General features: G+C 44.5%; 19 protein-coding genes. 18 read left to right on the top strand and 1 reads right to left on the bottom strand.

Going from position 1 to position 19,314, the window contains the following annotated elements; genetic code table 11:
- Positions 1-28: 28 nt before the first annotated feature.
- The 17 genes from FOF60_RS17740 to FOF60_RS17660 all read left to right on the top strand — a co-directional run bounded on the left by FOF60_RS17740 (position 29) and on the right by FOF60_RS17660 (position 17,557).
- Positions 29-2,488 (top strand): SF1B family DNA helicase RecD2, encoded by a 2,460-nt coding sequence (locus tag FOF60_RS17740; protein WP_192470789.1) that lies wholly within the window; start codon positions 29-31, stop codon positions 2,486-2,488.
- Positions 2,489-2,599: 111 nt separating this feature from the next.
- Positions 2,600-3,076: a PRC-barrel domain-containing protein gene (locus FOF60_RS17735; protein ID WP_192470790.1), complete on the top strand. Its 477-nt coding sequence runs from the start codon at positions 2,600-2,602 to the stop codon at positions 3,074-3,076.
- 9 nt (positions 3,077-3,085) lie between these two features.
- On the top strand, positions 3,086-3,277 hold the full coding sequence (locus tag FOF60_RS17730; protein WP_192470791.1) for a hypothetical protein: 192 nt from the start codon (positions 3,086-3,088) through the stop codon (positions 3,275-3,277).
- A gap of 34 nt (positions 3,278-3,311) precedes the next feature.
- Positions 3,312-3,437: a YrzQ family protein gene (locus tag FOF60_RS17725; RefSeq protein WP_225649961.1), complete on the top strand. Its 126-nt coding sequence runs from the start codon at positions 3,312-3,314 to the stop codon at positions 3,435-3,437.
- A gap of 200 nt (positions 3,438-3,637) precedes the next feature.
- Positions 3,638-4,717 carry an AI-2E family transporter gene (locus FOF60_RS17720; RefSeq protein WP_192470792.1) on the top strand — a complete coding sequence of 360 codons (1,080 nt, stop codon included), beginning with the start codon at positions 3,638-3,640 and terminating at the stop codon, positions 4,715-4,717.
- A gap of 352 nt (positions 4,718-5,069) precedes the next feature.
- Positions 5,070-7,703, top strand: coding sequence for an alanine--tRNA ligase (gene alaS, locus FOF60_RS17715; RefSeq protein ID WP_192470793.1), 2,634 nt, complete (start codon positions 5,070-5,072; stop codon positions 7,701-7,703).
- 79 nt (positions 7,704-7,782) lie between these two features.
- A complete protein-coding gene (locus FOF60_RS17710) occupies positions 7,783-8,052 on the top strand; it encodes an IreB family regulatory phosphoprotein (protein WP_023627198.1) in 270 nt (89 codons plus the stop codon).
- Between the two features lies 1 nt (position 8,053).
- On the top strand, positions 8,054-8,470 hold the full coding sequence (gene ruvX, locus FOF60_RS17705) for a Holliday junction resolvase RuvX (protein ID WP_192470794.1): 417 nt from the start codon (positions 8,054-8,056) through the stop codon (positions 8,468-8,470).
- A gap of 15 nt (positions 8,471-8,485) precedes the next feature.
- Positions 8,486-8,773, top strand: a complete 288-nt coding sequence (locus FOF60_RS17700) for a DUF1292 domain-containing protein (protein ID WP_192470795.1) — start codon at positions 8,486-8,488, stop codon at positions 8,771-8,773.
- 525 nt (positions 8,774-9,298) lie between these two features.
- Complete coding sequence (gene mltG / locus FOF60_RS17695; RefSeq protein WP_192470796.1) at positions 9,299-10,450, top strand: endolytic transglycosylase MltG; 1,152 nt, start codon at positions 9,299-9,301, stop codon at positions 10,448-10,450.
- A 300-nt stretch (positions 10,451-10,750) separates the two neighbouring features.
- Entirely contained in the window at positions 10,751-11,389 is a 639-nt protein-coding gene (locus FOF60_RS17690) for an O-methyltransferase (protein WP_192470797.1), read from the top strand.
- Positions 11,390-11,394: 5 nt separating this feature from the next.
- The gene (locus FOF60_RS17685; protein WP_192470798.1) at positions 11,395-12,324 is read left to right on the top strand and encodes a peptidase U32 family protein; all 930 of its coding nucleotides are present in this window, start codon (positions 11,395-11,397) and stop codon (positions 12,322-12,324) included.
- 27 nt (positions 12,325-12,351) lie between these two features.
- Entirely contained in the window at positions 12,352-13,620 is a 1,269-nt protein-coding gene (locus tag FOF60_RS17680) for a peptidase U32 family protein (protein ID WP_192470799.1), read from the top strand.
- A 4-nt stretch (positions 13,621-13,624) separates the two neighbouring features.
- Positions 13,625-14,260 carry a uridine kinase gene (udk, locus tag FOF60_RS17675; RefSeq protein ID WP_192470800.1) on the top strand — a complete coding sequence of 212 codons (636 nt, stop codon included), beginning with the start codon at positions 13,625-13,627 and terminating at the stop codon, positions 14,258-14,260.
- 207 nt (positions 14,261-14,467) lie between these two features.
- Positions 14,468-14,944, top strand: coding sequence for a transcription elongation factor GreA (gene greA, locus FOF60_RS17670; RefSeq protein ID WP_041967730.1), 477 nt, complete (start codon positions 14,468-14,470; stop codon positions 14,942-14,944).
- 56 nt (positions 14,945-15,000) lie between these two features.
- The gene (locus tag FOF60_RS17665; protein ID WP_192470801.1) at positions 15,001-16,776 is read left to right on the top strand and encodes a peptidoglycan D,D-transpeptidase FtsI family protein; all 1,776 of its coding nucleotides are present in this window, start codon (positions 15,001-15,003) and stop codon (positions 16,774-16,776) included.
- 85 nt (positions 16,777-16,861) lie between these two features.
- Positions 16,862-17,557, top strand: a complete 696-nt coding sequence (locus FOF60_RS17660) for a DUF1510 family protein (RefSeq protein ID WP_192470802.1) — start codon at positions 16,862-16,864, stop codon at positions 17,555-17,557.
- A 31-nt stretch (positions 17,558-17,588) separates the two neighbouring features.
- Here FOF60_RS17660 and FOF60_RS17655 read toward each other — a convergent pair whose 3' ends face one another.
- Positions 17,589-17,795 (bottom strand): YrzA family protein, encoded by a 207-nt coding sequence (locus FOF60_RS17655; RefSeq protein ID WP_192470803.1) that lies wholly within the window; start codon positions 17,793-17,795, stop codon positions 17,589-17,591.
- A gap of 160 nt (positions 17,796-17,955) precedes the next feature.
- Between FOF60_RS17655 and FOF60_RS17650 the strand changes: the two genes are divergently transcribed.
- Complete coding sequence (locus FOF60_RS17650) at positions 17,956-19,251, top strand: amidohydrolase family protein (protein WP_192470804.1); 1,296 nt, start codon at positions 17,956-17,958, stop codon at positions 19,249-19,251.
- Positions 19,252-19,314 lie beyond the last annotated feature (63 nt).

The raw sequence follows: 19,314 nt of genomic DNA, 5'->3' as shown, positions 1-19,314 counted from the left end.
AGGTCAATGGATGAAAGGGGGAAGTGCTTTGGATAAACAGGACTCGCTTGATTTGTTTTCAGAACAAGGTAAGTTCATGAAAGGAAAGCATCTTGTCACCATTTTTCATAATGAACAAAATCTTTACACAGTCTTGAGGATCAGGGTTGAGGAAACGAATGAGCAGTACGATGATAAGGAAGCAGTCATAACAGGCTATTTCCCCCGGATTCATGAGCAGGAGACTTATATATTCTTTGGAGAGGTAAAAGAACATCCTAAATTCGGCGCCCAATTCCATGCCACACATTTCCGCAAGGATTTGCCACAGTCAAAGCAGGGGATCATCAGTTACCTATCGAGTGATCTCTTCAAGGGAATCGGGAAAAAAACGGCAGAAAAAATCGTTGATACACTTGGTGAAAAAGCGATAACGCGAATCATTGAGAATCCATCCGTACTTGACCAGATTCCTAAGCTGGCTCCTGAAAAAGCGAAGGAACTTTATGACACTTTGATGGAGCATCAAGGCCTTGAACAAGTCATGGTAGCACTAAACGAATATGGATTTGGCCCTCAGTTGTCGATGAAGATTTATCAAGTATACAAAGAACAAGCCATCGACGTCATCCAGAACAACCCTTATAAGCTGGTCGAGGATATCGAAGGCATTGGATTCGGAAGGGCAGATGAACTGGGAAGCCAGCTTGGACTGACAGGAAATCATCCTGACCGGATCAAGGCGGCCTGTCTCTATACACTCGAAAGTTCAAGCATCCAGGGCGGGCATGTGTTCATGGATGCGGAGAATTTGCTTGTCGAGGTAAAAAAGCTGCTTGAAGACAATCAGAGTATTGAGATTGAATTCACTGATATCTCGAACGAAATCGTCAGGCTTGGTGAAGAAGGAAAGCTGGTTGCCGAAGAACAGAGAATCTATCTGCCGTCCCTTTATTATTCGGAAAAAGGCCTGGTTGTGAACATAAAGAGGATTCTCGACCAGAATGAATATGAAAATCAATTTCCTGAGTCAGAGTTTCTGCTTGCTCTCGGTAATTTAGAGGAGCGTCTGGGTGTCCAATACGGACCAAGCCAGAAGGAAGCGATCCAGACAGCGCTTATGTCACCAATGATGATCCTGACAGGCGGTCCTGGCACAGGGAAAACGACGGTCATCAAGGGAATTGTTGAGCTTTATGCGGAGTTGCATGGCTGTTCTTTGGATCCTAAGGACTATAAAAAAGAAGAACCTTATCCGTTTTTGCTGGCAGCTCCGACCGGTCGTGCGGCTAAGAGGATGACTGAGTCAACCGGCCTCCCTGCCGTGACCATCCACAGGCTGCTGCGCTGGAATGGCGCAGAAGGCTTTGACCATAATGAAGACCAGCCGCTAGAAGGGAAGATTCTGATCATTGATGAAACCTCAATGGTTGATATATGGCTGGCACATCAATTGTTCAAGTCGCTTCCTGACAATATACAGGTTATCGTAGTGGGGGATGAAGACCAGCTCCCATCAGTAGGTCCCGGCCAGGTGCTGAAGGATCTGTTGGATTCAGGAAGAGTCCCGACAGTGAGGCTGACGGACATCTACAGGCAGGCTGAAGGTTCGTCGATCATCGAACTTGCCCACCAAATCAAAAATGGCTATATGCCAGATGATATTTCCGCACAACAGCCAGACCGATCGTTTATAAAATGTACGACCAGCCAGATTCCGCAGGTAGTCGAAAAGGTAGTCGCGAATGCCAAAAAGAAAGGGTATTCGCCTAGGAACATCCAGGTGCTGGCACCGATGTACAGAGGTCCTGCCGGTATCGACCGTTTGAACGAGCTGCTGCAGGAGTTATTCAATGCGAATGATGATGGCACCAGGAAAGAACTGGCGTTTGGCGATGTGAAATACCGGATCGGCGATAAAGTCCTCCAGCTAGTCAATCAGCCAGAAGCCAATGTATTCAATGGGGATATGGGTGAGGTAGTCGCAATCTTTTACGCAAAGGAAAACACGGAAAAACAAGATCAGCTGATTGTTTCCTTTGACGGTATTGAAGTCACTTACAATAGGCCGGACCTGTCGCAAATCACCCATGCCTATTGCTGTTCAGTGCATAAATCCCAGGGCAGTGAATTTCCGATTGTTGTCCTTCCGGTGGTAAAAAGCTACTACAGGATGCTGCGCAGGAATCTGATTTATACGGCGATCACCAGAAGTAAGCAATTCCTCATTCTTGTTGGCGAAGAAGAAGCACTGAAAATGGGGATTGAACGCGGTGAGGATACAGCAAGGAATACTACACTCGTTGAGAAGCTTGTACAAATGCTGCCTGAATTGAATGGTGAAGCGGAAACAAGCGATCAAGGCAAGCCCCAGTCGGAAAATCAAAGTGAACAAAATATCCAAAAAGATGAGGGAACGGATTATATCGATATCATCAAAAAAGCTGATCCGATGATAGGGATGGGCAAACTGACTCCTTATGATTTTATGGAGGAAAATGAGGCGTAAGAATCTGCAATTATTGCGGATTCTTTTTTATTTTCCATGGAAAACCTTACACCTTATGAATTGTCTGCAGTCAGTGGAAACTAAGAGTGTTCGGAAAGGCGGGACACACTTTTGCGGACATTTTCACTTTTAAAAGGACTGCCTGTATATGAATTGGCGAGTGGTCAAAAACTGGGCGAAGTTTGTGATGTGAGCATTTCAGGCAATGGAAGCGTAGTAGGCTTACTTGTAAAAAAGGGTGCGTTCCTCAAGAAAACGTTTCAAGTCAAAGTGGACCAGGTTTCATCCTTTGGTGAAGATGGGATCATGGTGAAAGACAAGTCAGCCTTGGAGCGATTGGAGACAGAGCCTGAATATACATTCGAGCATAATGAGAGCCTCGCTGGGAAAAAGCTTCTTTCGAAGGAAGGGGAGCAGCTCGGCTTGCTGGAGGATGTATATTTTATGGAAGAAGTGGGCACGATTGTAGGGTACGAATTAACGGATGGCTTTTTTTCGGATATCGCGAATGGGAAGCGTGTCATTAAGACCACTGGTCCGCCTGCAATCGGAAAGGATGCCATCGTCGTCACTGTTAAATCGAGATGAGGTGTCCTTATGTTAAGTTGTCCCAATTGCAAAAGCAAGGATATCGGTAAAATTGGCATCAACCAATATTACTGCTGGAATTGCTTCATCGAACTGTCTCTGAACAAAGGCTTGATCCATACCCATCAAGTCGAAGAAGATGGAACATTGAGCTCACTTGATGATTTGTTTGAAGAAGATCAACGTCAATACGGCATATAAAAATTAAACGAAGAGGTGAAGCACATTGAATAAAATGTTAACCTCCGTAATCGCTTTTGGTGCTGGCATGGCAGCTTACAACTATACGTCAAACAATAATATGATGTCAGGCAGAAAAATGAAGAAGCTTGGCAAGAAAATGACGAAAGCTTTATTTTAATATGCTGTCTGCGCCAATCCTATAATGATGAACCCCTGTAATATTTGCAGGGGTTTCTTTGCTGTTTAGCGGTCTTTCCAATTTTATGAAGATGGCATGATTATCAAAGTTCAATAAGCGTGTAAATATCCTCGCAAGGCCAAAAAATGCATAATCCTCCACCTTTCTTTCAAGAATAAACAGGAAGGTGGGTGAAGATAGTGAATATCCAGATGAAATGGTATTACCGGCTCGGATTTCTTCTCCTTTTATTTATTGTGCTATTTGTTTTTATTAAATTGCAGTCCATTTGGGTTCCGTTTTTGGAAGTTTTGATATCGCTGCTTGTTCCTTTTTCCGTGGCTGCGTTTATTACATATTTGCTCCACCCTATTGTTGAGGCCTTGCATCAAAGAGGACTTCACCGTGGAGTTTCGATTTTGATTATTTATATTTTGTTTTTTGGCGGAGCGGGGTTTGCTTTTTACAAAGGCGTCCCTGCACTGATTCACCAGCTGGGCGACCTGGCGGAGAATGCCCCGTATTTTGCAGAGCAATATAGGCAAATGGTCAATAATATTGTTGACCAGACCTCGACTTGGCCGGCAGGCATCCACGAAAGAATCGAGGATGGGATTACCCGGATGGAGCAATGGCTTGATGGTGTGCTCGCAGGTACGATGACATTCCTGATGGATATCATAAATTCAATTTTGACGATAGCGGTTATTCCGTTTATCGCTTTTTATATGCTGAAGGATTTCGATGTCATGAAAAAAGCGGCATGGTACCTAACACCTCGGCAGTGGAGGCAGCCAGGCACAAAGTTCCTGCACGAAGTCGACAAGTCGCTCGGGAGCTATATCCGGGGCCAGCTGCTCATATGTCTCATCATTGGTGTCCTGTCTTCATTGTTTTTTTGGATGGCGGGCATCAAGTATTCGCTGCTGTTAGGAGCAATCGTTGGGATAACGAATGTGATCCCTTATTTTGGCCCGATCATTGGAGCTATTCCAGCCGTGATCATTGCAGCAACTATGTCGGTGAAGATGGTGCTTCTTTCACTTGTAATTGTTTTTTCTCTGCAATTTCTTGAGGGAAATATCCTTTCCCCGCTGATTGTCGGGAAAAGCCTGCACATGCATCCGCTGATGATCATGTTTGCGCTGCTGGCGGGTGAAGAAGTCGGCGGCATTCTTGGATTGATTCTAGCTGTTCCTGTCCTGGTTGTATTGAGGGCGGCATTGATTCATGCAAAAGATCATATCATCCTTGAGAGAAAGAAAGAACGCCCCTCATAATTTTCGCCAAGTCGTTTGACAAACCGCACCTGGAGTATATATAATTCGGCTATAGATTAATAATTCGAAAAGTGTAGAAGGAACGAGTATGTTATAGACCATCGTCAAGAGAGGGATTCCCAGGCTGAAAGAATTCCCGGTGAAGGATAACAGAAGGCTATTCCGGAGTGTAGGCAAAACCTGCCGTAGCAGCTGCGTTAAAGCGTTTTTGAGAGATGGGCGTGCGTTTTTGCGTCCATAATCAGGGTGGTACCGCGAGCAAGCTCTCGTCCCTGTCCAGGGATGAGGGCTTTTTTTGTTGTCTAAAATCCCTGAAAGCTTAAATTTCACTTGGATTTAGGAGGTTAGTTTTATGAAAAAACTGACAGGTGCTGAAATTAGAAAAATGTATCTTGATTTTTTCAAGGAAAAGGGCCACGCAATCGAGCCGAGCGCATCGCTCGTACCTCACGATGATCCTTCCCTTCTTTGGATCAACAGTGGTGTTGCCACATTGAAAAAATATTTCGACGGCCGTGTGATCCCGGCAAATCCGCGTATCACAAATGCGCAGAAATCGATCCGTACGAACGATATCGAAAATGTCGGCAAAACAGCGCGCCACCACACTTTTTTTGAGATGCTTGGAAACTTCTCGATCGGTGATTATTTCAAGGTGGAAGCAATTGAATTCGCTTGGGAATTCCTTACGGATGAAAAATGGATTGGTTTTGATCCTGGAAAGCTTTCGGTGACAATCCATCCGGAAGACGACGAAGCTTTCAATATCTGGAGAGAGAAAATCGGTGTTCCTGAAGAGCGCATCATCCGCCTTGAAGGGAACTTCTGGGATATCGGTGAAGGTCCAAGTGGTCCAAATACAGAAATCTTCTATGACAGAGGACCTGAGTACGGCAATGATCCTGAAGATCCGGAATTGTATCCTGGAGGAGAAAATGACCGTTATTTAGAAGTTTGGAACCTTGTGTTCTCTGAATTTAACCATAATCCTGACGGAACATATACTCCGCTGCCGAAGAAAAATATTGATACAGGTATGGGGCTTGAGCGTATGGCTTCAGTCGTTCAGGACGTTCCGACAAACTTTGAAACAGATTTGTTCATGCCAATCATCAATGCGACTGAAGAAATCTCCGGTGAAAAATACGGACAGTCCAAGGAGAAGGATGAGGCGTTTAAAGTTATTGCTGACCACATCCGTACGGTAGCTTTTGCTGTCGGCGATGGTGCACTTCCTTCAAACGAAGGCCGCGGATATGTACTTCGCAGACTATTGCGCCGCGCTGTGCGTTATGCCAAGAAGCTGAACATCAACCGTCCATTCATGTACGAGCTTGTGCCAGTGGTTGGTGAAATCATGTATGACTTCTACCCGGAAGTAAAAGAAAAGACAGACTTCATCCAGAAGGTCATCAAGAATGAAGAAGACCGTTTCCATGAAACACTTCATGAAGGACTTGCGATTCTTTCTGAGCTGATCAAGAAGGAGAAGGAAAAAGGCAGCGGCATGGTTCAGGGAGAAGATGTCTTCCGCCTTTATGACACTTATGGTTTCCCTGTCGAATTAACAGAAGAGTATGCTGAGGAAGAAGGCTTGAAGGTCGACCATGAAGGCTTTGAAAAAGAGATGGAGCTGCAGCGTGAAAGAGCACGTGCTGCACGTCAGGACGTAGGTTCCATGCAGGTTCAAGGCGGTATCCTTGGCGACATTAAAGAGAGCAGTGAATTCGTCGGCTATGACAATTTCGAAACAAACAGCAAGATCGTTGCATTGGTCAAGGAAGGCGAGCTAGTTGAAGAAGCGAATGCCGGCGATGAAATCCATTTCATCCTTGATGTTACACCTTTCTACGCAGAAAGCGGCGGCCAGATTGCCGATAAAGGAACCCTTACAGCGAATGGAGTAAAGGTATCTGTAAAGGATGTAAAGAAAGCTCCAAACGGACAGAATCTTCACCATGCAGTTGTAGAAGAAGGCAAGGTAACCAAAGGCCTTGAAGTGACAGCTGAGGTGGACCAGGAAAATCGTGCTCGAATCATCAAGAACCATACAGCGACACACTTGCTTCACCAGGCATTGAAGGATGTGCTCGGAGGTCACGTGAACCAGGCAGGATCTCTTGTCGAGCCTGACAGACTGCGATTCGACTTCTCTCATTTTGGTCAGGTGACTGCAGAAGAGCTTGAGCAAGTAGAAACAATCGTCAACGAAAAAATCTGGAGAAGCATTCAGGTTGAGACCAGCTTCAAGCCGATTGCTGAAGCAAAAGCAATGGGCGCGATGGCATTATTCGGTGAAAAATACGGCGATATTGTCCGTGTCGTAAAAGTCGGCGATTACAGCCTGGAGCTTTGCGGCGGCTGCCATGTTCCAAACACATCCGTCATCGGACTGTTCAAGATTGTATCTGAAGGCGGCATCGGAGCAGGAACAAGAAGGATTGAAGCTGTAACAGGCGAAGCAGCTTACAAAGTGCTGAATGATCAAATCGGCATCCTGAAAGATGCTGCAGCCAAATTGAAGACATCTCCTAAAGAGGTTGCAAACAGAATTGACTCAATGCTTGCTGAAATGAAGCAGCTTCAGCGCGAAAATGAATCCCTTTCGGCAAAATTGGGTAATATTGAAGCAGGAAGCCTGACTTCCAAGGTCAAAGAAGTAAATGGTGTCCAACTGCTGGCAGCGCGTGTCGAAGCAGCTGATATGAACAGCCTGCGAAACATGGCTGATGACTTGAAGCAGAAGCTTGGTTCAGCAGTCATCCTCCTTGGCATGACCGACGGCAGTAAAGTGAACCTGATTGCAGCAGTGACGGATGACCTGATCAAGAAAGGCTATCAGGCTGGGAAACTGATCAAGGAAGCAGCGGCAATTTGCGGCGGAGGCGGCGGAGGCCGTCCGGATATGGCCCAGGCTGGCGGAAAAGACCCTTCAAAACTCGACAATGCGCTTCAATTTGCCGAAGAATGGGTAAAATCAATTTGATATAAAAGTAAAGTAGTGTAGAATGAAGGTATCTTGAAGAAAATTTTACCGGCCATTTTTTAAAAGTGAGGTGCATTCGATGAGCTCGTTTGACAAGACGATGAGATTTAATTTTCCCGAAGAGCCTTTTGAGCATGATGCCAATGAAGTCCTGCTGCAGGTGTATGAAGCATTGCAGGAAAAGGGATATAACCCGATCAATCAGATTGTCGGTTATTTGCTCTCCGGCGACCCGGCCTATATTCCCCGCCATCGGGATGCCCGCAACATCATCCGCAAGCTGGAGCGGGATGAAATTATCGAGGAACTGGTTAAATCCTATTTAAGGAACCATCGAGAGGGGAAATAAATTGCGGATCATGGGACTCGATGTCGGCTCGAAAACAGTCGGCATTGCACTGAGCGATGAACTCGGATGGACAGCTCAGGGGCTTGAAACATTGAAAATCAACGAAGAAGAAAATGTGTTTGGTTTTGATGAAATTGGTAAAATAATAAAAGAGTATGAAGTCGGCAAAGTTGTCGTCGGGCTGCCTAAAAACATGAATGGCACAATCGGCCCTCGCGCAGAGGCGAGCCAATTCTATGCCCGTGAATTGGAAGAAAGGTTCGGCATCCCTGCCATCCTTTGGGACGAGCGTCTGACGACAGTGGCTGCAGAGCGTGTTTTGCTCGAAGCAGACATGAGCCGAAAAAAAAGGAAAAAGGTCATTGATAAGATGGCTGCAGTAATGATTTTACAAGGCTATTTAAACAGCCAAAATTAAATTGAGGTGACTATTATGGACCACGGCGAAAACAACATCACAGTAGTAGACGAAAACGGCAATGAACAATTATGCGAAGTACTTTTCACATTTGACTCAGAAGAATTCGGCAAGTCATATGTGCTTTATTATCCAGTAGGTGCAGAGGACAACGATGACGAAGAAATCGAAATCCACGCATCCGCATTCAACCCTTCAGAAGACAGTGAAGATGGCGAATTAATGCCAATCGAAACTGACGCAGAATGGGACATGATCGAAGAAATGCTAGAAACATTCCTTGCTGAGCAAGACGAAGAATAAACATATGTTTAAACGGGACCAGGCGATTTGTGCCTGGTCTTTTTATTTTTTTCCGGATATATCTATCGTACAAGCAGGGTGAAGAATTTTAGGGAAGTATCCGATAGAAGGGCCCTATCGGACAAACAGGGAGAAAAATCCGTGGAAAGTGTCCGATAGAAGGGCTCTATCGACCAAACGGCAGGGTGAAACCGTGAAAAGTGTCCGATAGATGGGCTCTATCGGCCAAACGGAAGGGTGAATCTATGGAAAGTGTCCGATAGAAGGGCCCTATCGGCCAAACAAATAGGACAAACCGTGAAAAGTGTCCAATAAAAAAAGGAAGCTGCACTACTAATTAATGATTCGGTTATACAAGTATTAAAAACAAGCCTGAGTTCACTGTCGGAATTCAGGTTAATTTGTCGTCTGCAGTATTTTTTCGTAATTATTTGCAAATAGAAATAGAAAATATAGTATAATGGTTCGAGATGTGATATTAGAGAGTATCCAGGAAGGAAGTTTTTGTTAACTGGAGGGGGAACTATGTCAGACGAGAAGAATATAAAAGATTCGAAAACAGATAAAAAGCAAGTGATTTCTGAAAAGCTGGTTGAACAGCAGAAGGAAGCGAGAATCGTTAGGAAGATTGTCTTCATCACCTCAATCGTGGCGATTCTGCTCATCGGTGCAATTGGCGGGGGCGGCTATTATTATATCAAGGAAGCCCTGAAACCAGTGGATGAGAACAGCAAGAAAATAGTGGATGTCAATATACCAATAGGCTCCTCAACAACTGGGATCGGTCAGATTCTCGAGGATAACGGGATTATCAGGGATGCGAGGGTCTTTAAATATTATGTGAAGTTTAAAAACGAAGCTGGCTTTATGGCGGGCGATTACAAAATGAAGCCATCCATGACACTTCCTGAAATCATCACTAGCTTGAAAACAGGAAAGGTCATGCAGGAAGTTGTCATGAAAATAACGATTCCTGAGGGTAAGCAATTAAAGCAGATTGCTGGAATTATAGCCGAAAAGACACAGCAGGACGAGGAAGAAATTTTCAATCAGCTGAACGATAAAGAGTTCATCAATAAAATGATGGGCAAATATCCAGATGTACTTACAGAGGATATCCTAAAAGAAAATGTCAAGTATCCACTTGAAGGTTATCTGTTCCCGGCAACGTATCCGTTTTATTCTGAAAAGCCGACGGTCGAGGAGATTGTTACGGTCATGCTGACTAAGACTAAAGAAGTTCTAGGTGAATTCAGCGGACAGATGGAAGAAAGGGAAATGACAACACATGAATTGATGACGATGGCCTCGCTCATCGAAGAGGAAGCTACTGAGAAAGTAGATCGAGATAAAATCGCCAGCGTGTTCTATAATCGCCTTGAAGACGGAATGATGCTGCAGACAGACCCAACAGTTTTGTATGCGCACGGAGAACATAAAGATCGGGTATTCTACAAAGACCTTGAAATCGATGATCCGTATAATACCTATAAAATACAGGGATTGCCGCCGGGCCCGATCGCCAATCCTGGGGTAATGTCAATCGAAGCCGCTCTGGCTCCGGCTGATACCGATCATATGTATTTCCTTGCTACTTCGACAGGGGATGTGTTATTCTCCAAGACACTGGCAGAGCACAATCGCAAAGTAAATGAACATATCACAAATAAAAAATAGCAGTAAATTAAAGGGAAATGCATAAAGGTTAGCATTTCCCTTCTTATTGTGATAAAATAATACAAGTGTTTTTTTGTAGTAATATTACTGTTCAGTGTGGGCTCTCGCTAGGAGCTCAAATTCATTTGATAGCGTGTATTGCAGAAGTAGGAGTTGTGGCTGTTAGCTTATGAACCTGTATGGCAGCTTTGCCTGAAGGTGTTCCCTCTTAACCTGTGAACGCTATTTTTTTCATGCTCGGACAGTCATTCATATACCTACTCTGGCTGAGAGATAGCCTTTGAATAGAGGTGAAGCAGCTTGCTAAGTCAAGAGCTGCAAAGTTATATAGATTCTTTAATACAGCCCCGGAATGGCCTCTTTTTAGAGATGGAGGAATTTGCAGAGCAAAATGGTGTCCCGATCATGGAGCCGGCAGGTATTGAAACTATGCTGCAGCTTTTGAGGATCCAGCAGCCGGAAGCGATCCTGGAGGTAGGGACGGCAATTGGCTATTCCGCACTAAGGATGGCATTCGCCCTGCCGCAAACAAAGGTCGTCACTCTGGAACGTGATGAGGAACGGTTTAAGCTTGCTGTTGATTACATTGAAAGGGCAGACAGGCAGCAGCAGATCATCCAGATCAGTGGTGATGCGCTTGAACTGGAAGAGGAAGTTGCCGGCCATGCTCCGTTTGATGCCATTTTTATTGATGCGGCTAAGGGGCAGTATAAGCGCTTTTTCGAAATGTACTCCAGGTATTTAAACCCGGGAGGAATGATCATTACGGATAACGTCCTTTTTAAAGGACTTGTATATAATCAGGAAGCAGATAGCAGAAGACTTCGCAGCCTGGTAAAAAAAATAGACGAATTCAATCGCTGGCTTGCTGCCAATCAGGAGTATGATACGGTCATCCTGCCGATTGGCGATGGTATTGCGATTAGTAAGAAGAGGTGAACGGAATGAATAAACCTGAATTATTGGTAACTCCAAAGAGTGTGGAGGATATTATTCCACTGGCAGAAGCAGGAGCAGATGCTTTCTTGATTGGTGAACAGAAATTTGGCCTGCGTTTAGCTGGCGAGTTTAACCGTGAAGACGTAAAGCAGGCAATTGAACTGGCACACTCAAAGGGCAAGAAAGTGTATATCGCCATGAACGCTTTGTTCCACAATGAAAAAATCGACTTGCTTGGTGATTACCTTACATTCCTAAAAGATGTCAATGCGGACGGAGTCACTTTTGGCGACCCGGCAGTACTTATGGCTGCAAAGGAATATACCCCTGAAATGAAGCTCCATTGGAGCACGGAGACAACAGGTACGAACTGGTATACTTGCAACTACTGGGGCAGGAAGGGTGCAAAACGCGCTGTTCTTGCAAGGGAAATCAATATGGACGCTATTGTTGAAATCAAGGAAAATGCCGAGGTTGAAATTGAGGTGCAGGTTCACGGAATGATGAACATGTTCCAGTCTAAACGACCATTGCTCGGACATTACTTTGAATATCAAGGCAAAGCGCTTGAAGTGGAGAACCGCAAACAAGAACGCAATATGTTCCTTCACGATAAAGAGCGTGAGAATAAATATCCTATTTTCGAAGATGAAAATGGCACTCATATCATGAGTCCTAATGATATTTGCATCATTGATGAACTAACGGAGCTTGTGGAAGCTGGTATTGATTCTTTTAAAATTGACGGCATCCTGAAGAGCCCTGAATATATTCTTGAAGTCACGAAGCTTTACCGTAAAGCCATTGATTTGGCTGTTGAGGATCCAGATCAATATGATGAAGAAAAAGATGGGTTGCTTGAAGAGGCGGAAGCCTTGCAGCCGCCGAACCGACCGCTGGATACAGGATTCTTTTTCAAAGAGACGGTTTATTAACAGAAGGAAATATAAGGAGGTTGCGTGATGACAGCAGTAGCAGATAAAATCTCACAGATTGTTGACGGAAAACGCGTGATTGTCAAAAAACCAGAACTGCTTGCGCCAGCCGGAAATCTTGAAAAATTGAAGATTGCCGTCCATTATGGTGCAGATGCCGTCTTTATTGGCGGACAGGAATATGGTTTGCGTTCGAATGCAGATAACTTTACTTTTGAGGAAATGAAGGAAGGCGTAGAGTTCGCCAAGAAATATGGAGCGAAAATCTATGTGACAACAAACATCTTTGCACATAACGAAAACATCGATGGTCTTGAAGACTACCTTTTAGGCTTAAAGGGAGCCGGCGTGCACGGCATCATCGTTGCTGATCCGTTAATCATCGAAACATGCCGCAGGGTCGCTCCTGAAATCGAGGTCCACCTGAGCACACAGCAATCCCTTTCAAACTGGAAGGCTGTCCAGTTCTGGAAAGAAGAAGGTCTAGAGCGTGTTGTTCTTGCGCGTGAAACTAGTGCTGATGAAATCAAGGAAATGAAGGAAAAAGTAGATATCGAAATCGAAACCTTCATCCACGGTGCAATGTGTATCGCTTACTCAGGCCGTTGTACCTTGAGCAACCACATGACAGCACGTGACTCGAACCGCGGCGGCTGCTGCCAGTCTTGCCGCTGGGATTATGATTTGTATACACTTGAAGGAAATGAAGAAAACCCATTGTTTGCAGATGGTGACTCTCCATTTGCGATGAGCCCTAAGGATCTTAAGTTGATTGAATCCATTCCACGCATGATCGAACTTGGTATCGACAGCCTTAAAATCGAAGGCCGCATGAAGTCGATCCACTATATCGCAACGGTAGTCAGCGTATACCGCAAAGTGATTGATGCATATTGCGCGGATCCCGAGAACTTCGTCATCAAGCAGGAATGGCTTGAGGAATTGGACAAATGTGCTAACCGTGAGACAGCAACAGCCTTCTTTGAAGGAGTTCCAGGGTATAAAGAGCAAATGTTTGGAAACCATAGCAAAAAGACAACATTCGATTTTGCCGGCCTTGTGCTTGATTACGATGCTGAAACACAAATGGTGACACTTCAACAAAGGAACTACTTCAAGCCTGGCGACGAGGTTGAATTCTTTGGACCGGAAATCGAGAACTTCACTCATGTTGTCGAGAAGATTTGGGATGAAGATGGCAATGAACTGGATGTTGCCCGCCACCCGCTGCAAATCGTTAAGTTCAAGATGGACAAGCCTGTCTACCCAAATAACATGATGCGGAAGGAGAAGTAAATCAATGGACCGCAAACCTGTTGTAATTGGTGTAGCCGGCGGCTCCGGCTCAGGAAAGACAAGCGTTACAAAAGCAATATATGATAGCTTTAAGAGTCAATCAATCCTGATGATTGAGCAAGACTACTATTACAAAGACCAAAGCCATTTGCCGATGGAAGAGCGTCTAAAGACAAATTATGACCATCCGCTGGCATTTGACAATGATCTGTTGATTCAGCATATCCAAAAGCTGCTCCGCCATGAGGCAATTGAGAAGCCAGTTTATGATTATGCTGTCCATACCCGGTCAAGCGAAGTTGTCCATGTTGAACCTAAGGATGTTATCATCCTTGAAGGGATCCTGATCCTTGAGGACGAGAGATTGCGCGACCTGATGGATATCAAGCTCTATGTTGATACAGATGCTGATCTGCGCATTATCCGCAGGCTGCTTCGTGACATCAAGGAGCGCGGCCGTTCAATGGACTCGGTCATCGAACAGTATGTGAATGTAGTCAGGCCGATGCATAACCAGTTCATCGAGCCGACCAAGCGATACGCAGATGTGATCATACCGGAAGGCGGCCACAACCATGTTGCGATCGACCTGATGGTAACAAAAATTCAAACAATTCTTGAACAAAAATCATTTTTGTGACACAATAGCATAGATAATGTGGACATGGAAGTACTTGAATAAAGTGCTTCCTTTTGTCCAATGAGAAATAAATGGCCTGAAATGGCTCTATTTAATTCGCGCGCCCTGCCCAAGGACGCGCTCCTGTATATTTTTCAGGATACATAATATAATATTACACAATCTATTTTATTGGGGATTTGTGAAGACTAGAAGGAGTGAAGTATTTTGGCTACAGAAAAAGTGTTTCCTATGACACAGGCAGGAAAAGAAAAGCTGGAACAAGAATTGGAACAATTAAAAACTGTCAAACGAAAAGAAGTTGTTGAAAGAATCAAGATCGCCCGCAGCTTTGGCGACCTTTCAGAGAACTCTGAGTACGATTCTGCAAAAGAGGAACAAGCCTTTGTAGAAGGACGTATCACGACTCTTGAAAATATGATCCGCAATGCAAAGATCATCCAGGAAGATGAAGTGAGCACAGATGCAGTCAGCCTTGGCCGTACAGTGACTTTCGTCGAGCTGCCTGATGGAGATGAAGAATCATATACAATAGTAGGAAGCGCTGAAGCTGACCCGTTTGAGGGGAAAATCTCGAATGATTCTCCGATTGCGAAAAGCCTGATGGGCAAAAAAGTAGGCGACGAAGTGACTGTCCAGACTCCTGGCGGTGAAATGAACGTTCGCATCACGACAATAAAGTAAATACGATAGGTTTGAAACAACCACACCTCGTCAACACTTTTGACGAGGTGTTTTTTATGCGTAAAAAAAGAATGGTGGCGTGGATCTCCATTTGTATAGCTGCCTTTGGTCTGCTGATGTTAAGGCTGGCCCAGCTGCAATTATTTGAAACAGAATCCTTTTCAAGGCATGAAATAAATCTTATAGAGGCAAGCGTCAAGCAAAGGTCCCAGGAAATGGTCGTAGATAACGGCCGAGGTAACTTCCTGGACCGCTCAGGAGACCCTTTATCCTATGAAACTTCGTCCGTACTTGTCCTGTTTCCATTTTTAAAGAAGATGGACTGGGAAGCAGATAAGGTCGCGAGTACTTTAGGTATATCTCAATACTCTTTGAAAAAAGCAGTGGAAAAGTCTAAGGAACCATTTGCTTTTGGCGACCCGGATCCGAAGATTTTGACAAAGAGTCAGATGGAAATCATTAATGAGATGGAAATCCCGGGAGTGTTTGCAGTTGAGCGTAAGTATCCAATGGAGAAAGTGCCAGCTGCGCAGCTTTTGGGTATCATAGGCGAGAATGAAGCACTTCTGAAATCAAGGTATGGAGAGAAAGATTTCTTCCCAAGAACTTTGATTGGTCTCTCCGGATTGGAAAAAAGCTTTGACGAGTTCCTTGTTGCCGAAGGGAAATCAAAGCTGGTTTATCATGTTGACGGAGAAGGAGCGCCATTATTCGGGATTAATGTTAAATACATAGACCCCGCAAATCCTTTTTATCCAATCAACCTCCAGACTTCGATAGATAAAGACCTGCAATTGCTCTTAGAGGATAAAGTTGATCAGCACAACATCAACAGAGGCGGTGTGGTGCTTCTCGATATTGAAACAAACAGTATACTGGCAATGGTGTCGAGGCCTGTCATAAATCAGGCAAAACCCTTCGATGATGAAGGAATTGAAAATATGATGGTCAAGCAGCATATACCCGGTTCCGTCTTTAAAACGGTTGTCGCGGCGGCAGCGATCGATCAGGGGCTTGATGATCCTGCCAGGAAATTTGATTGCAGCAAGTCAATCAGCGGTTCACCAGATTTAAAATATGACTATGGAATGCTCAATTTCACTGATAGCTTTGCAGTAAGCTGCAACAGGGCTTTTGGAGAAGTGGCCAGGGAGCTTCAGGAGCAGGACCCCAATCTGCTCGAAAAATACGCTGAGAAGCTGTCAATCACTGGCGGTACAGGATGGAAGGGGGATATTTTCCATCTGGAAGATTTCAGCCAGCTTCAGGACGAGGAAAAGGGAAGGGTCTTTTTATCGGATGAAGCGCGGAAGGATAAAAATTTTGCAGCTTTATCGGGGATAGGCCAGCATGAAGTAAGGGTGTCTCCCCTCGCTGTTGCGAACATGATGGCTACAATAGCCAGGGGCGGAGAAAAAGACATGGTCAGGGCTGTTTTGTCCATCCAGTATCAAAATGGTGCTAAAATGACTGAATTCCCTAAACAGAAGCTTGAAGGAGACAAAATATCTCCATTCACCGCTATGAAACTGCAAAAGCTTTTACGGGAGGTTGTTGTGAATGAGCAAGGTACGGGGAGGTGGTTCAGGGACTTGCCATATGCTGTGGCAGGAAAGTCAGGTACAGCGGAAACAGGGATATACAAAGAAGGCGACAAGCAGCTGCACAATAAGTGGTTCGCCGGATATTTCCCCTATGAAAACCCAAAGTATGCGCTTGTAACCGTCAATTTAGGGGTTTTTGAAGATGAAGGCGGGGTGAATCCCCTTTTTGCAGATATAGTAAAAGAGGTCTATGCATATAACCATGTTGATGGTCCTGAAAACAATTGAGCCATCATTAGATGAATATAAAATCCTTCAAGTTTGCCCCCAGTCATGGTAGAATGTTGACAACCTTATAAGGGAGGGAAAGATCTTGAAGCACGATGATTATGATAACCTAAATGAGGGGACACGTTCACGAATAAGGGCTAAGCGCAGAAAAACGAACCTTATTTTAAATAGCTTGATTGTTGTCGTCATTTTGTTAATTGGAATTGTCTCATTTAACATTTTCTTCAGCAATGATGAAGGGGCAGCCGACCAAAACGGTGTAGTGGCTGAGAAGGATCAGGACGCAGCCTCTCGGGATAAAAAAGAGGACAGCAAGGATGCTGGCAAAAAAGAAGATAGCCAGGAATCCGGTAAAAAGGAAGCAGATGAATCAGAGTCAGAAGAAGAAGCAGACGAGGAATCTGCTGAGGAAGAAGAATTGTCCGATCCAATCGTGACAGAAGGCGGCAGTGATGCCAATGTGAAACAAACGATCGAGAATCCTGAGTGGAAACCGGTTGGTACGACCCAATCCGGCGAACATACTACCGTATTTGACCAGAATGCGGTAGATTGGCAGGAAATGATTCTGGCCTATTCATATGCTACAGGAATCGATAAAGATAACATGACAGTATGGTTTAATGGAAATGGCGGTGCGCCTAATACAGCGGTTGGAACAATCTCTGAGAAGGGCAGTGACCAGACATTCAGGGTTTGGATTGAGTGGGTGGACGGCGAAGGCTGGAAGCCGGTAAAAGTCGAAGAACTGATTCAAAATGATCAAAAACAATCGTAAAGTTGGAAGGGGGCTTGAAAGCAGCGCCCCTTTATTTTTTTGCCTTGAAGTGGACAACCGCAGAATAAAACAGCCTACCTTTATCGTCTAGATGCATCTGATGGGACACATGATGGACGGACAGCATGATCGCTTTATTGATTTCGATTTGCTTATTGATTTTTTGTTCAAGTGTTTTCAAATCGACCGCTTCAAAAAATTCAACTTTGTCTTCTATTAGTTCAAATTGAAAATCCATAGAATCGTTCTCCTTTTGCATTCAACAGTATCTACACAAAATAAAATAGCAAATTCTCTATAAAAATGATACTTATTTTGATAAATTAAAACGGCAGGCATATTTTAAGCACTAGCACCAGATTCTAGTAAGTAAGTGTTCTTACATAGGAGAGATCAATATGACAAGAAAGATATTTTATAATGGAACGATTGTTACAAGTAACACAGATCATGAAGTGATCGAGAATGGGGCTATTGGCATTGAAGGGGAGAAAATCATCTATGTGGGCATTACACCTGATGATTTTACCTCTTATGAAGAAAAAGTAGATTTAAAAGGGAACATCCTGCTCCCTGGGCTGGTCAATACCCATGGACACACACCGATGTCACTGCTGAGAGGCTATGGAGATGATTTGCCTTTGCAGACATGGCTGGAAGATAAAATTTGGCCGCTTGAAGCCAAATATACTCCTGAGCATGCAAGATGGGGTGCAAAGCTTTCCATCCTTGAAATGATCCGAACGGGTACAACGACTTTTGTTGATATGTATGACAATATGGATGAAATCGCAATGGCTGTTGAGGAAGCTGGCATCCGTGGAGTACTGACCCGGGGTGTGATAGGCTTTGGTTCGGAGGAACTTCGACAGAGCAAGCTTAAGGAAGCGGCAGATTTTGCGAGGAGCTGGAATAACGGCGCCAATGGAAGGATTACGACGATGCTGTCACCGCATTCTCCGTATACCTGCTCACCAGAATATATCGCCCAGATCATTGATAAATCGGCTGAGCTGAATGTTCCGCTGCATACTCATATGTCCGAAACGAAATTTGAAGTTGAGAAGAATATCGAGGAATACGGCGCTACACCGGTACGCCACCTGGAAAAGCTGGGATTCTTTGAGCGGCCTTCGCTTGTTGCCCATGCGGTGCATGTGAATGACGAAGATATTCAAATCCTCGCGGAAAAAGATGTAAAAGTATCACATAATGTCATCAGTAACCTTAAATTGGGAAGCGGCATTGCCCCGGTTGGCAAAATGCTCGCAAAGGGAGTGACCGTCAGCCTTGGGACAGACAGTGCAGCTTCCAACAATAATCTCGACTTGTTTGAAGAGCTCAAAGCTGCGGCGACGATCCATAAAGGATTCGGCCAGGATGCGACAATCATTACCGCTCAGGAAGCTTTGAGGATGGCTACGATCCATGGAGCAGAATCCCTCTGGCTGGATGATCGGATTGGATCTCTTGAAGCAGGAAAAGACGCAGATTTTATTGTCGTAAATTCCAATCAGTCTTTCTTTTATCCTAAGCATAATCCAGTTTCCCACCTTGTTTATTCTGGATCTGGACGTGATGTGAAGGATGTCTATGTACAGGGAAAACAAATCCTTGCCGACGGACAGTTTACAACGATAGATGAAGAAAAAGTGCTTTATGAGGCAAATCGAATGTCGAAACTCCTGTCATAAAATATTTTTACATAGTTAGTAAATCGGCTTATGGGGTCGGACGAAATCAGTCGCCTGAAGCCA

Source organism: Mesobacillus jeotgali (assembly GCF_014856545.2).
GTDB lineage: Bacteria > Bacillota > Bacilli > Bacillales > Cytobacillaceae > Mesobacillus.
The sequence above is the reverse complement of the archived record's forward strand: the minus strand, read 5'-3'. Positions and strand labels throughout refer to the sequence as shown.